Source organism: Crenothrix sp., assembly GCF_043729335.1.
GTDB lineage: Bacteria > Pseudomonadota > Gammaproteobacteria > Methylococcales > Methylomonadaceae > Crenothrix.
Map to the genome: position 1 here is coordinate 23,513 of NZ_JAYTLQ010000029.1, position 13,238 is coordinate 36,750.

The following is a 13,238-nucleotide window of genomic DNA, read 5'->3' on the forward strand; positions in this document are numbered from 1 at the left end:
AGCGCTACAAAGCATATCCTGCAAGACAAAACGCTTTATTAATGGCATTATCCTTATGCCGTACCAGATTGAAACAAAAACTACATTTAATTAAAGGTGACAACAATGATAACCACTCTATTATTTATTGCCGTCTGCTTTTTGGCATTTGCCAACGGCGCCAATGACAACTTCAAAGGCGTTGCTTCATTGTACGGCAGTGGGACGACCAGTTATCGGCGAGCTTTAACCTGGGCTACAATTTGTACCGTGCTGGGCTCTTTGTGTGCGCTGTTTTTAGCGCACGCGTTACTGGTTAAATTTTCTGGCAAAGGCGTTGCGCCTGATACCTTAATACAAACAATCCCTTTTATGACCGCGGTAGCCGCAGGTGCCGGATTAACAGTTATTCTTGCCACACGGCTTGGCTTTCCGATCTCAACCACCCATGCTTTGCTTGGCGCTATTGTTGGCAGCACCTTAGCCGCCGCGCCCGAAGGCATCAATTTAGCAGCCTTGCAAAATAATTTTATCTTACCTTTATTGTTAAGCCCGTTAATATCGGTGCTGTTATCCATAGCCGTTTATTCCAGCTTAAAACAAGTCCGGCAAGTGCTTAATATTGGCGAAGATTTATGCGTGTGTACGGAAAACACTTTAACCGCTAACGCAAGCATCATGAATAATCAAAACACATCAGCCGCGCTCGTTCAAAATAACGCGTCAAACATTAGTGTTGGCAATGCCAGCGATTGCCAACAACGTCAGGCGGCAGTGCTATTAGGTTTTAACGTTGAGCGGGTAGTCAATGGCTTGCATTTTTTCAGTGCCGGTACGGTGTGTTTTGCGCGAGGTTTAAATGATACCCCCAAGATAGCCGGTCTGTTATGGTTAGCGCCCAACGTTGCTGTGCACTGGGTTATTATCTTAATCGCTGGCGTGATGGCTTTAGGCGGTGTGTTGAATTCGCGTCGTGTCGCCGAAACCATGAGCCATAAAATTACTACGATTAGTCATGGTCAAGGCCTTTCGGCTAATTTAATAACCGCTGTGTTAGTGATCCTTGCCAGTAAATTTAGTTTGCCGGTGTCTACCACGCATGTATCGGTAGGGGCTTTGTTTGGTATTGGCATACGTAATCGAAGTGTTAATGGTGGCATGATGCTATCCATTTTAGCCGCGTGGGTTATTACTTTACCGTGTGCGGCAGCTTGTGCAGCGGCTGCTTATAGTTTGATTAATGCGTCCGTTTAATGATCGTGTTTTAAAAAATCTCCCCTTCTTTATTGAGAGACAGTATGTCAAATCGTTTTACCGCTCAACAGTTAAAATCTGATCTTATCCCACATTGGGGTGTTGTTGCCGTTATGCTGGTTATATTGGCGGGCTATATTATTGTCTGTCAATATCAATATAAAGCGGGGGAATTGCCAGCCGTGTTACCTGAATCACAACGTATGTGGATTAGAACGCTGTGTTATGTGGGGGCTATTGTTATGTTTCCGTTGACCAATCTTATACGGCATATTCAACTGCGTTTAAATCAAACCATGCCCGGTAATAAACCGGCCAATAAACGTTATTTGTTAACGATTGTGGTATCGATGCTGCTTATTCATAGTGTTGGGATTTTAGGTGTGGTTATGTTTTTTTTGGGCGATGATTTTAATACCGTTTATATATTGCTGGGCATGTCGGCTTTAGGGGCTTTTTTGTACCGGCCTAAGGTAGATGAGTATGTGAGTATTATTGAGGCGTTGGAGAACCGAAATCCTTAGAATGAGTAGATTAAGTTTTTGATCCACATTATTTCTAAGCTGATTGTTTCCCTTAATATAAAACAAAATCACCCATGGCCAAAAAAACCCGCATTCCTTGTGAAAGCCCATTTCCCTCTGCCAAAGAGGATGTTACCAACGTCTCTTATGATTACGGGACGCCACAAAGCAAATCGCCGTCTTACCGGCTGGCCTATGATGACCTCGATTTCATCATGCGCGATGAATTACGCCCAGTCAGATTACAGCTGGAGCTACTCAAACCAGAACTGGCGCAGCTTGAACACAATATCCAATCTACCGTGGTTATTTTCGGCAGTGCCCGTATTCCAGATAAACCAGCGGCTGAAAAAACATTACGCGAACGTGAAGCGGTGTTAAGTGCAGCACCTGACGATGCAGACCATCAACAGCAGGTAGCAACTGCCCGGCGTATTGTTGAAAAATGCCATTACTATGATGAAGCCCGTAAGCTAGGGCAGATCATTACGCTAGAAGCCAAAAGGCTGGAGCATAATCTGGTGGTAGTCACCGGTGGAGGCGGGGGTATTATGGAAGCTGCTAACCGAGGTGCCGATGATGTGGGCGGTAAAAGCATAGGCCTTAATATCGTCCTGCCGTTTGAACAAAAACCTAACCGTTATATCACGCCAGAACTGTGTTTCCAGTTTCATTATTTTGCCATCCGGAAAATGCACTTTCTCATGCGTGCAATAGCGTTGGTGGCTTTTCCTGGCGGCTTCGGCACACTGGATGAACTGTTTGAAACCCTGACTTTAATTCAAACTAAAAAAGTGCGGCGGGTTCCCGTTATTTTGTTCGGTCGACATTACTGGGATAAGATTATCAACTTCGATGCGATGGTTGAAGAAGGTGTCATTAGCCACCACGACCTTAAACTGATTGATTATGCCGAAACCGCCGAACAAGCCTGGGAACTGATTCTTGCAGGCTATACCACTAACGGTGATAATCACAGCGACCCTAAAACACCACTCTAATAGTTCACATTTTAATTGGACTACCTACTGCATTTTGTACACCTGCCAGTGTGCAGGTACCCTCTGGGGCATAAGTAAATCCGCACCTACATCAAAAAACTTGATCGAATGTGTCATGCACGTTTCTAAGCTACCGAACCATCTCAGTGACACTCGCTTCAGATATTTTCCTGGCGCCCGTCAGTTTTTGCCGATGCAGCGCTATATTTTCAGGGGTGGTTTTATCATCGCAGATCTTGTAGACAAACTGTTGCCTGGCTTTATGGTAACGGTCATCGCCGTAAAAATTTTCATACATTTTCGTAAGTTCACACTTGCGATAAGTCGCCAATGCCTTGGTGGCTTCATCGTTGCAGCGTGCTTTTGATTTTTCGATTAAACATTTTTGTAAGGCCTCAGCATCGGTAATCAGGGCATTAACCCACTGTTTAACTTGCGAGCTAAAAATCTCCGAGCGTTTATCCAGCACCTTATCAATTAAATTAATCTGCCAGGCTTTTTTGGCGCTTATAGGCAAGCGTTGTTCCGTTAAAGTATGTGCCATCTCCTGGCCGACACGTTTAGGTAATAAATACGTCCAATATTCCGAGCCATACAACTCACCCATATTTTTATAATGCGGGTTAAAAATCACCCCTTCTCTGGCGAATACTTTATCTGCTGCCAAAGGCATCATGGCACCGCCTGCCCCTGCACTACCTGCTATGGCAGCCACGGTTACCTTATCTACCGTGTTAATAATTTGATAAACAATATCATCAATGGCCATGATATTTAACCAGGATTCATCGGCTGGACTGCCTGCCACCTCAATATGATTGAGGTGTATACCATTTGAGAAACACGCTTCGCCACCCATTAATACAATGGCTTTAACCGGCAAGGTGGCTACATGTTGATAAACCCACAACAGTAAATGACATTGCTCTGTACTCATACCCCCGTTATGGCAGGCGAAGTACACATACGCCGCCTCACCCTCCAGTTCATACCAGATTTCTTGACAAGGTAGTTGCTGGCCTGGTCTTTTGTAATCAATTTTTATCGTCTTAATAGGCTTTGAAAATAAATTTTTTAAAATTGACGTAGTCGGCATGTTTTTAAATAGGTCATTCTTTAGCACAAAGGTCGCAGGCAGTTTTAGCCCCTTAGTACCTTCGTCCAACTTAGGTTTTAAATGCCCTATCCAAATGGCACCATCAACCGTTGCCCTGCAAATGGCATTATTTGCGGTAGCAATGATGTCTCCAGGTTTTCCGGTTAAATGGGATGCTTTATGGCATTAAACAAAAAAACCGGCTGCCCGTAAATCTCATCCAATACGCCAGGGCTGCCATCCGCGGCGTTAATGCGTCTTAAAATATCATCTGTTTTATGCTTTTTCCAGTTAATGGCACGGTCGGTTTGCTTTATGGCTGGCAGAGTACCGCCGTGGTAATCAGCTCGATTGTAATTTTGCTCTTCGGGTTTAAAATGCGGGGCATCGAAAAAGCTTAACGCTTCCCATAAGCAATCAACAGCTGCTTGTGTCACCTCGCGATAGAAAATACTGCTTTTGGTGGCTGCTCGCATCGGAAAAGTTTTACTCGCCCACACAGCGCCGGCATCCATAACCTCATCGGCTTCCAGCAAAGTTACCCCCCATTCGGTAGCGCCGGACTGAATGGCCCAATCCAAAGATGACGGGCCGCGATCACCTTTAATGCCCGGATGAACAATCAGGCATTTAGTGTACTCATAAATTTCTTTGGGCAGTCGTTTAGTTAAAAAAGGGCACACGATTAAATCCGGTTTAAACAAGGTCACGCCTTCTAATAATTGCCCCATATCACCTGAATGTAACTCAACGGAGACAATGAAACCGGCATCATCAAGTTCAGAATAAAAGCGCTGGGTTAACCCAGAAAACGCCGATGAAATAAGCAAAATACGCATGCCAACCTCCTTAGTAATATTACGGTTTTTAAATAATAGGTAAGTATTCACTTCCCCCTTTGAAAAAGGGGGATTGAGGGGGATTTTTCTAATAAATCTCCCCTAACCCTTCTTTTTCAAAGAGGGGGACTGAACAAGTACAATAATAATTATCTTTTTAAGCTCTGAGTGCCTGTAACTCAGAGCCACTAAAACGATCGCGGTAATTTTGCGGATTAACACCCAGCTGGCGAACAAAGGCACGACGCATGCGTTCTGTGTCACCAAAGCCCGCTTTGTCGGCCACCATTTCAATCGATAATTTAGTGCTACCCAAATAATGCCGCGCCGCATCAATACGGGCAATTTCCACAAACTTGGCGGGGGTCATACCGGTTTCTGCCACGAAAAAACGGGCAAAATTTCGAGGGCTCATAAACAGGCGCTCAGCCAGGGTTTCTACCCGTAAATCGTCGCTTAAATGCAACATAATCCACGCCTGTAAATCTCTCACCTCAGGACGGTGCGCTTCACTGGTCAAATAGGCACTGAACTGCGACTGGCCACCAGGTCGCTTGAGAAACACCACTAATGTACGGGCAATCATTAAAGCCAGTTCGCTACCCCAATCTTCTTCCACCAGGGATAATGCTAAATCAATGCCGGAGGTTATGCCGCCTGAGGTTGAAATCTTGCCATCACGCACAAAAATACAATCCGGCTCAACATTAATCAAAGGGTAATCTTTCGTCAATCGGTTGCAATACAACCAGTGGCTGGTCGCCCGAAGACCATCCAAAAGCCCACTTTCGGCCAGTAAAAAAGCACCCGTACATACGGATGCCAGTCGTCTGACTTTCGGTGCCATGGCACGAACCCAGTCTTGTAACTCAGGGTCGCATAACAGACAATCTATATCGGGGGCACCGGCAATCATTAAGGTATCCATACCTTCTTGTACCTCGCTATAGCTCCGATTAGCAATAATTTGAAGGCCACAAGAGGACATCAGCGGCCCTGCTTGTGCCGCTAACAGCTCTATGGAATAAGCAGGCTCAGGTGATACGCCCGATTGCTGCAAGCCGATGTTAGCAAAAGCAAACACTTCCATAGGCCCGGTAACATCAATAATTTCAACGCCGGGAAATGCGACAATGCCCACGTTTCTTATTTTTGATTCACTTGTTGGCGTAATGGGGAATAGTGGTTTCATTTATTCATCCGGATAAAAAAATATTAACTTAATGGCAACACAAGCACTTGCTGAATGGACTAAATTTCAGATCATGGCTTAGCATTGATAGTAATGCAAAAACATCATCTCGAATTTTTCGGCTATCCAATTAAGGTGGGGCAAAGTGTAGTATTACGGCGGTAGGTTTGTAGGTAACGAACCCCAACGATACGATGCTCTTAATGTTGGGGTTCCTATCGTCACCCCACTTTGCCTTACTTTAATTGGATAGCCGGTTTTTATAATCCCTCAGTTTCTCCCGCCGGGCAATGCCAACACTCCCTCTTTTTCTGCCAACATATGACTCCCAACGCAGCCTCACTTATCTCCCGTTATTCAGCGGACATTTTTAAGTTTGCCCATCAGCTTAGTAATCTCATGTTCCGGCGCATCCAACTCAACCAACGCCTTATTAAGATGCCCTATCGCCACGTCCATCAGCGTCTCATCCATGCGGACATTAATTTGCTGTCTATAAAACTTACGTAGATTTTCCGATGCGTCTTTTTCGATGCCATATGCCCCAAATGCCGTTTTTAGAAAATGTTTTTGCCTGTCCAAAAGCGTCTGGAGATTAATTTCATCCAGCAAAGGCCGCAGCTTGTCATCCAGCAATAATTTTCGGGTAACCGCTTCGCTAATCGCCTGGATTGCCACTTCGCCGCCGATTCTTTGATATAGCGGAATATCCTGTAGCGCAAAAAAATCACTGCGCTTGAGTTCATCATTGTCGGTACCCCAATCAATATCCTTTTCCGCTTTTTTTAGCAAAGGAATATGCTTGGAGCAATGAATATAGGCTTCTTCCACTTCCACCATAATCCAGCGTTCCGGACGGTGCTTGCCTTCGGTATTCATCTCCACGATGACATCGGGTGGTAAGTCTTTGCGAAATTTCAGTAAGCCGTCATGCTCGACTATCTTGGCTTTGCCGTTAACATGCAAACCCACTGTACTTGCAAAAAAATCGACGAAAATCATGCCGATATGCGGGTTTTCAGAAATATTACCCTGGCTTGCCATTACGCCGTTGCCGCGATATTCTGGATACACCAGATAATTATCATTTAATGTCCTAACGAAACCTGGTCTGCCAAAACGAAACGAGCAATCACAATCGCCGTGTTGATCCGAAGTTGCAATAAACAGTACTTCCTGTCTGGCGATAAACTCTTTCATAACCGGCGATAAATAATTCAGTACCTGCTTGTCATAAAAACGTAATGCCCGCTGTGCGGTACCGTATTTTTGTTGCAAACAATGCTCGCCTTGTGAGCCTGGCAACAAAGTAACCGATGGCGATGGCGGCAACGTTGCCTTAGATTTGTTTTTAAATAATTGAAACATATCATCTCTCCTTTATTTTTGGCTAACTCCCATAAAGTCTTTAGATTCTTTTTAAATATCCAACACAACATTAGAAACCGGATAAGCACAACAGGCATAAACCCAACCTTTTTTTCTGTCAAAATCGTCAATTTCTGCCTGCGGTGTCATTTCAATTTGGCCTTTCCGGCATTTAATCATGCACTCGCCGCACACACCGGCGCGACATTCATGGCTTATGATAATCTCGGATTTTTCCGCAAGCTCCAGCAGTGTCATCTGTCCATCGGCGGTAATGGTTTTTCCAGATTTGGCAAACTTGACCCGATAATTGCCGGTTTTTTTTCTCAGTGGCTGAGCAGCTACGCGGTAATATGGCGTTTTTGTAACTGGACTATTGACGCTAAAACTTTCACAAAATAATTGTTCGGCGGGTAAAGACAGCTTCTGTAAATTGTTTTTGCACTCTGCCATAAATAATTCAGGCCCGCATAAATACACGGTTCGTTCCGGTAAATCTGCCACCTGTTGAGCCAACATTTTTTCGTCAATGCGTCCGTTCAAACCAGACCACTGAGTAAGCGCCGTTGCATCTGCCGTCAGGGTAATAGTTAAGTGGATATTTTTATGATGGGCGGCGATCAGCTTGAGCTCATGGCCATAGATAATATCTTCTGGGGTTCGAAACGACAGCAACAGCATGACATCAACACGCGCTTCGGTATCAGCAAGCCAGCGCAACATAGACATAATGGGCACGATGCCGCTGCCGGCGGCTAAAAATAGAATTTTTTGCGGGGCATGATTGACGCAACTGAATTTTCCGAATGGGCCTTTTACTTTGAGGGTATCGCCCATTTTTAGATTATCGTGAAGCCAATTGGAAACCACACCCCCGTTCGGTGATCTTTTTACGGTAATTTCAAGGATACTTGGGCTGGTGGGAGTTGAGGCCAAACTATATGAGCGCTTATACTCCTGCCCTGCTATAAGCACGGACAACGTAATATATTGCCCGGGCAAATAATCCAGCGTACGACCGTATTGTGTGCCCAGACGAAAAGTTTTGGTATCGGCTGTTTCATGGTAGCAATTTAGAACAGTGCAGTATGTCGTTAAATTTGCAGCATTGGGGTGTGGAGGTTCAATGGGCTCAGGGTAATCTTTAGTGATGAATAATTCATCTTTAAAAAGTCGTTGTAAATGACCCGCATCAAGCTGTGAACTTAAGTGTTCTATGCCGGCATTAGAAAATAAACTACTGAATTGAGTTTGTTCTTGCACGGGACAGTCATCATGATAGCGATGAGCAAAATAGACTTTTTTTTGCAGTGCAGTTATCGATGCACTTGATTGCTTAAACAGTTGCTGAGCCCAGAGTGCTGTTGATTTTTTATCTTTATTATTCATAACCCCCTCCAATTGTACCTATGCCTAAAGACAATCGCGATAACGTCATTAACCTGTCCTACACGCTAATATAATCCCTCAGTTTCTGCCGTTAAACCATGACAGCACAACCTCTTTTTCTGCCAAAAATAATGATAATTTTATGACTGGCAGCCCATACAGTTCAATCGACATTTTTCAACTGTAAACCTAATTACGTTAAAAAGATATGAACTATTTCACACCAAGAATGTGCGTTAGTTAACAGACAAAATAAGCAGCTGGTGATACTCTGTAGCCGAAGTAGAAAGTTTTTCTAAATGCGTTCTGCAAAAAACTATTCATAGCGAAATGCTTTGTCTGCCTCACCTCCTAAAAACACTCTGCGTACCGAGTGGTGTACTCGGTACGCTTTTTTAGCATACGCATTAGCAGGGTCAATTAGTAAGAATCCGACCAGAGTCAATATTACTACCGACTCAACCCAGCCTACCGCGCTAAAGCTCAGTAATCAGCTATCACCGCACCTCCTTCAACTCAGTTCATCCGTCTTTCCGGAAATCCCAAGTTTAATTTTGTAACGTGCCAGTTCTTTCTTAAGCTCGACAAAGTCTTCGTTCATGCGCAATATTTTTTGCTGTAAAACCTGTATTTGTTGATGTAGCTGTAACTTATCATTATCTAACTGACTATCTTCTAATGCCGCTTCACCCGCTTCAAAAAACGTTTGCTTCCATTGGTAAAAAACCGCTGGGCACAAGCCTACTTCATCACACAATTTCGACACGGCCTCCCCCTGCTCAAGATGGCGGCACAGCAGGTCAAACTTATCTTGTGGATTATGATAATGTTTTCGAAACATCTTCATTGCTGACGCTCGCTTTCGAAATAAATACCATGTCACTAATGGTTGAAATTCCGGTTGCGTCTGAACAAAATCTAAATCTATTGAACTAGCCTCATGCCTTACGATTTTATTCTCTTTTTTACTGTACAACCTACTTCCCTAAAAAATCCCACCTCCAAAAACACTAATTGTCCTACTCGCTTACCATACACTTAAATTTTGCAAATTTCGCCCTCCCTAGGGAGGGTAGTTGAGCGTTTTTGCTTACTTTTTTTAAAAAACAGACTATGGAAAATTTAACAGACTTCCAAATGAGAAAAATTCGGCGGGGATGATGATTATGAGCATGCAAGGCCAGATTGAATTTATATGCCCAGAAGCCCAAAAGTTACTAGCTTTATACTGTAATTCGAAATTGGGGTGAAAATCTAAACGAGGAAAAAAATGCGGTATTAGCAAAGCTAGCGACAGCGTGCCGCTATCAGAATAGGATATTTCGGGGTAACTACGTGTCACCTCCGTCTTTGATTCATACCAATCGCCGCGGCCTTTTATCTTTTATGCTCATTGGCTGGATAAGCAAAATAATGAACCTGGTGGCATGATTGTTATGACGGTGAAGTACTAGTACTCAGTCATCTTTATTCTGTCGGGTGTTGCAAAGACCTACGAGGTTTTAAAAACCTCGTAGGTCTCACGCTAATCAAAAACATATCTGACATATCAAAATTGACTGAGTACTAGGAACCGTTGACTTTAAAAATCCTGCGCGCCCTAAAAGATGTGCCATTGTCCAGCACACCAAAAGAAGTGGCTTTATTGTTGGCGCAAAACTGTTCGAATGAGATGATTTGCCAACGTCTGCATATCAAACTCACCACTACTAAAGACCATATCCGCAAAATTTTTAGCAAATTAAGCATTCATAGCCGTGAAGAGTTGCTGCCGCTGTTGCTGGCATTAGAAAAATCATAAGGCATCCGGAAGATAGACTTGATTAGCGCCGTACTTACGCTCAACTGCAGTCACATGGTTAAGCAGTAGTAGCAGATTGCGCTTCAATAACCTGACGTACTCTGCGGGTTTGAGTTCACTGTATAAGCCAAGATCGGCAACAAATAATTCGGCATTGGTATAGCCCATAAAGCCCCGCGTCGGATTAATCAAGAAAAGGTATAACTGTTTGAGTTTCTTAATGCTTTGACGATCGTAGCGACTAAAATAATTTAAATTACGGGTTATATCAGTCCGATCATCCACCATATCTGCACCGCCGTTGTCAGTGATGTAAAAATGGGCAAGCTTGGTGTCATCTGTTGCCAAACCAATATTGGTATTATTGTAACGATCCCACTGTTGAAAAATAACATCCAAGGTCATGATAATAGAATATTCGTGCGCAAGTTGGAGCAGATTACCCGTATATCCGGTTTGCAGCAAAATCTTCTTATTGGCAATAGGTTGAGGATTTGACGCTTGCAATGCCCTGATAATAGGATTGTTTTTGAAAGGCTCGCCCCGTCCTGCGCCAGGCTTGATATCAGCCATAAATTTGTATTCAGCATAGCTTTCGTGCTTTTTGGCTTTTAAGCCGCCTAAAAGTGGCGGCTTGGTCAGCCAGTCTAAAAGCCTTGGAATACGCACATCGCGTCTTCTTCCAGGTTCTAGGGTAGCCTGTTCCTTTTCTAACAAAGCTTTAAAGCCTAACACGGCTTTTTTGCCCAGTGAATAGCGAGCTGCGGGGCGCATAATATCGTCGTGACCCAGAATAGCCGCTAAGTTAAAGTAAGCAATTTCAGTGTCAGGGTTTGAGGATCCATGACCGGTAACAAAAGTACCATAACTTTTATAACCGTTTACCAGATCGGTTTTATCTATCTTGCGGATTTTTAAATAAATTTCGGTGCTACCTGAGAGTTCAGTATAAACAAAACCCGGATCTTCAAGATTTGCACCGCTCCATCTTTTCATCCATTTGTTAGTCTCTTTGGCCAAAGGCTGCTTTAGCTTTTGTAATTTTGCAATAATAGGCGGTTGTTTTATGACATTAGCTTGCGCATTATTTGTTATTGTGACGGCCAAAGTAAAGGCAATGGTAAAGCTAACAATAGCTCTAGCATGTGTAAAAATCGTATTCATATTAACTTCTCGTTATGAAAATAACGAAGAATTGAATGAATAAGGTGGACTTGGCGTTTCATTTTTTCTCCAGGTTAAATTGTGGTAATACAACGTTAACGTTGATCGTACCATGAGTTTTGTGCCGAGCCCATGCTACACAGAAATAAGTACATACTTTTAGTGCTTATTCGTAAAAATATGATATTGCAAATAAGTAAAATTCCGTTCCTATAATCTACCTTCACTACTAAAGTCAGGGTGCTATCTACAAAATAAAATCTGATGCTTGCAAGCTTGGAACCGCACTTAATTGCACTGCAAATTCTGCTGCACCATCGGCATCGTTACTGGCATAAAGAATATGCTTTGCCGCATCAAAGCGCACTTGACCAGCAGCGCTAAATTTAGCTGCACCCATAAATTTAAAATCCTGATCACCTGATGCAGCCGTATTGGCATCAATAGTGTGCAACTCAATTTTATCCAATTGCCCGTGATTAAAATCGGTAACCATGTCCATAAATGCGAGGTTTAAAGCCGATTCTTTGACATTATTAAAATCAAAGATATCTGCACTGGAACCACCGGTCATTGTGTCGGTTCCTAAGCCGCCATAAAGTATGTCTTTACCTGTATTGCCAATAAGGATGTCCTTGCCATCACCACCGTTTACGGTGTCATTGCCGTCACCGCTATCCAGTTTGTCATTTCCGGCATTGCCGTAAAGCCGGTCATTGCCCGCATTGCCATTGACAACATCATTGCCAGCATTGCCATTTAGCGTGTCATTGCCATCATCACCAAACAGGTTGTCATTGCCTACGCCGCCGTTAAGCGTATCTTTTCCTATGCCGCCAAAAAGTGTGTCGCTGCCTGCATCACCGTAAAGACTGTCATCGCCATCTCCGCCAGTCAGCTTGTCATTACCCGCATCACCATGAAGGACATCATTGCCGGTATTACCAAAAAGATTATCGTTGCCAGCACCCCCAAAGAGCTTGTCGTTGCCCTCGTCACCATAAAGGTTATCGCTGCCTTTGTCCCCAGAAAGGCTATCATTTCCTCCGAAACCCTTTATGGTATCGTTGTTAGCTGTGCCGTTTAGTTTATTATTTAATTTGTTTCCGTTAATAATGGCCATAGGTATGTCCCGTATAGGTAGGTTAATGTATTGTATCTATGCAACATTTAAAATTATACGCGCCATTGTTTAAAAATGAATACAAAATTAACGTTCAGGCTACTGGGGTAAGGAGGATAAAATCAACACGTTATATTTTCCCTCATCCCAAGCTCCTCCCTCCGCAGAAGGAGCTTGAAACTTGTGTAGATACTTAATGCCCTGAGGGAGAAAGAGCCGTACTCTTAACTTAATACCAGTGACACAGAGCGTGGGAACGATATAAATTGCCACTCAACTACGGCGTTATTTTTGTTGCAAAACAGCCTTAAAAAGACTACGGATGCAGTGGGTTAGGATTTATAGGGGTGTGGTATTAAATTGGGGTGGGCAAAAAAATGACTGATTAATTCGTGGTAAGCATGAAAGCCGTTCGTGGGAGCCTGTCGAACCATGATCGGCTTTCCCGTCATCCTTCGACAAGCTCAGAAGAACGGGAAAACCTTGTTGAGTAGGGTGGACAACGCTT

12 protein-coding genes are annotated in these 13,238 nt (G+C 43.6%); 4 read left to right on the top strand and 8 right to left on the bottom strand.

The features are described 5' to 3' along the window. Window positions 1–105: 105 nt before the first annotated feature. The 3 genes from ACHZC4_RS07240 (at window position 106) to ACHZC4_RS07250 (ending at window position 2,758) form a co-directional block, all read left to right on the top strand. Window positions 106–1,233, top strand: coding sequence for an inorganic phosphate transporter (locus ACHZC4_RS07240; RefSeq protein WP_394753162.1), 1,128 nt, complete (start codon window positions 106–108; stop codon window positions 1,231–1,233). Window positions 1,234–1,277: 44 nt separating this feature from the next. After that, on the top strand, window positions 1,278–1,757 hold the full coding sequence (locus ACHZC4_RS07245; RefSeq protein WP_394753163.1) for a hypothetical protein: 480 nt from the start codon (window positions 1,278–1,280) through the stop codon (window positions 1,755–1,757). 74 nt (window positions 1,758–1,831) lie between these two features. Next, window positions 1,832–2,758 (top strand): TIGR00730 family Rossman fold protein, encoded by a 927-nt coding sequence (locus ACHZC4_RS07250; protein WP_394753164.1) that lies wholly within the window; start codon window positions 1,832–1,834, stop codon window positions 2,756–2,758. Between the two features lie 130 nt (window positions 2,759–2,888). Here ACHZC4_RS07250 and ACHZC4_RS07255 read toward each other — a convergent pair whose 3' ends face one another. From ACHZC4_RS07255 to ACHZC4_RS07280, 6 genes are all read right to left on the bottom strand, one after another. Then, window positions 2,889–3,854 carry an enoyl-CoA hydratase/isomerase family protein gene (locus ACHZC4_RS07255; RefSeq protein ID WP_394753165.1) on the bottom strand — a complete coding sequence of 322 codons (966 nt, stop codon included), beginning with the start codon at window positions 3,852–3,854 and terminating at the stop codon, window positions 2,889–2,891. A gap of 164 nt (window positions 3,855–4,018) precedes the next feature. Continuing rightward, a complete protein-coding gene (locus tag ACHZC4_RS07260) occupies window positions 4,019–4,693 on the bottom strand; it encodes a formyltransferase family protein (protein WP_394753166.1) in 675 nt (224 codons plus the stop codon). A gap of 157 nt (window positions 4,694–4,850) precedes the next feature. Continuing rightward, entirely contained in the window at window positions 4,851–5,885 is a 1,035-nt protein-coding gene (locus ACHZC4_RS07265; protein WP_394753167.1) for a GlxA family transcriptional regulator, read from the bottom strand. Between the two features lie 357 nt (window positions 5,886–6,242). Continuing rightward, complete coding sequence (locus ACHZC4_RS07270) at window positions 6,243–7,253, bottom strand: pyridoxamine 5'-phosphate oxidase family protein (protein ID WP_394753168.1); 1,011 nt, start codon at window positions 7,251–7,253, stop codon at window positions 6,243–6,245. Between the two features lie 51 nt (window positions 7,254–7,304). Continuing rightward, window positions 7,305–8,642 (bottom strand): FAD-binding oxidoreductase, encoded by a 1,338-nt coding sequence (locus tag ACHZC4_RS07275; protein WP_394753169.1) that lies wholly within the window; start codon window positions 8,640–8,642, stop codon window positions 7,305–7,307. A gap of 511 nt (window positions 8,643–9,153) precedes the next feature. Beyond that, window positions 9,154–9,489, bottom strand: a complete 336-nt coding sequence (locus ACHZC4_RS07280; protein WP_394753170.1) for a transposase — start codon at window positions 9,487–9,489, stop codon at window positions 9,154–9,156. 729 nt (window positions 9,490–10,218) lie between these two features. Between ACHZC4_RS07280 and ACHZC4_RS07285 the strand changes: the two genes are divergently transcribed. After that, the gene (locus tag ACHZC4_RS07285; RefSeq protein ID WP_394753171.1) at window positions 10,219–10,443 is read left to right on the top strand and encodes a LuxR C-terminal-related transcriptional regulator; all 225 of its coding nucleotides are present in this window, start codon (window positions 10,219–10,221) and stop codon (window positions 10,441–10,443) included. On the opposite strand, the gene ACHZC4_RS07290 is transcribed toward ACHZC4_RS07285, so the two are convergent. Together ACHZC4_RS07290 and ACHZC4_RS07295 are read right to left on the bottom strand one after the other, a co-directional pair. Next, window positions 10,438–11,607: a hypothetical protein gene (locus ACHZC4_RS07290; RefSeq protein ID WP_394753172.1), complete on the bottom strand. Its 1,170-nt coding sequence runs from the start codon at window positions 11,605–11,607 to the stop codon at window positions 10,438–10,440. The genes ACHZC4_RS07285 and ACHZC4_RS07290 overlap by 6 nt on opposite strands. 247 nt (window positions 11,608–11,854) lie before the next feature. Continuing rightward, window positions 11,855–12,730 (bottom strand): calcium-binding protein, encoded by an 876-nt coding sequence (locus ACHZC4_RS07295; protein ID WP_394753173.1) that lies wholly within the window; start codon window positions 12,728–12,730, stop codon window positions 11,855–11,857. Between the last annotated feature and the right edge of the window lie 508 nt (window positions 12,731–13,238).

What these genes read in the sequence shown, in the direction of transcription:
- ACHZC4_RS07240 (WP_394753162.1), top strand. Translation starts at nt 106, where the DNA reads ATGATAACCACTCTATTATTTATTGCCGTCTGCTTTTTGGCATTTGCC.
- ACHZC4_RS07245 (WP_394753163.1), top strand. Translation starts at nt 1,278, where the DNA reads ATGTCAAATCGTTTTACCGCTCAACAGTTAAAATCTGATCTTATCCCA.
- ACHZC4_RS07250 (WP_394753164.1), top strand. Translation starts at nt 1,832, where the DNA reads ATGGCCAAAAAAACCCGCATTCCTTGTGAAAGCCCATTTCCCTCTGCC.
- ACHZC4_RS07255 (WP_394753165.1), bottom strand. Translation starts at nt 3,854, where the DNA reads ATGCCGACTACGTCAATTTTAAAAAATTTATTTTCAAAGCCTATTAAG.
- ACHZC4_RS07260 (WP_394753166.1), bottom strand. Translation starts at nt 4,693, where the DNA reads ATGCGTATTTTGCTTATTTCATCGGCGTTTTCTGGGTTAACCCAGCGC.
- ACHZC4_RS07265 (WP_394753167.1), bottom strand. Translation starts at nt 5,885, where the DNA reads ATGAAACCACTATTCCCCATTACGCCAACAAGTGAATCAAAAATAAGA.
- ACHZC4_RS07270 (WP_394753168.1), bottom strand. Translation starts at nt 7,253, where the DNA reads ATGTTTCAATTATTTAAAAACAAATCTAAGGCAACGTTGCCGCCATCG.
- ACHZC4_RS07275 (WP_394753169.1), bottom strand. Translation starts at nt 8,642, where the DNA reads ATGAATAATAAAGATAAAAAATCAACAGCACTCTGGGCTCAGCAACTG.
- ACHZC4_RS07280 (WP_394753170.1), bottom strand. Translation starts at nt 9,489, where the DNA reads ATGAAGATGTTTCGAAAACATTATCATAATCCACAAGATAAGTTTGAC.
- ACHZC4_RS07290 (WP_394753172.1), bottom strand. Translation starts at nt 11,607, where the DNA reads ATGAATACGATTTTTACACATGCTAGAGCTATTGTTAGCTTTACCATT.
- ACHZC4_RS07295 (WP_394753173.1), bottom strand. Translation starts at nt 12,730, where the DNA reads ATGGCCATTATTAACGGAAACAAATTAAATAATAAACTAAACGGCACA.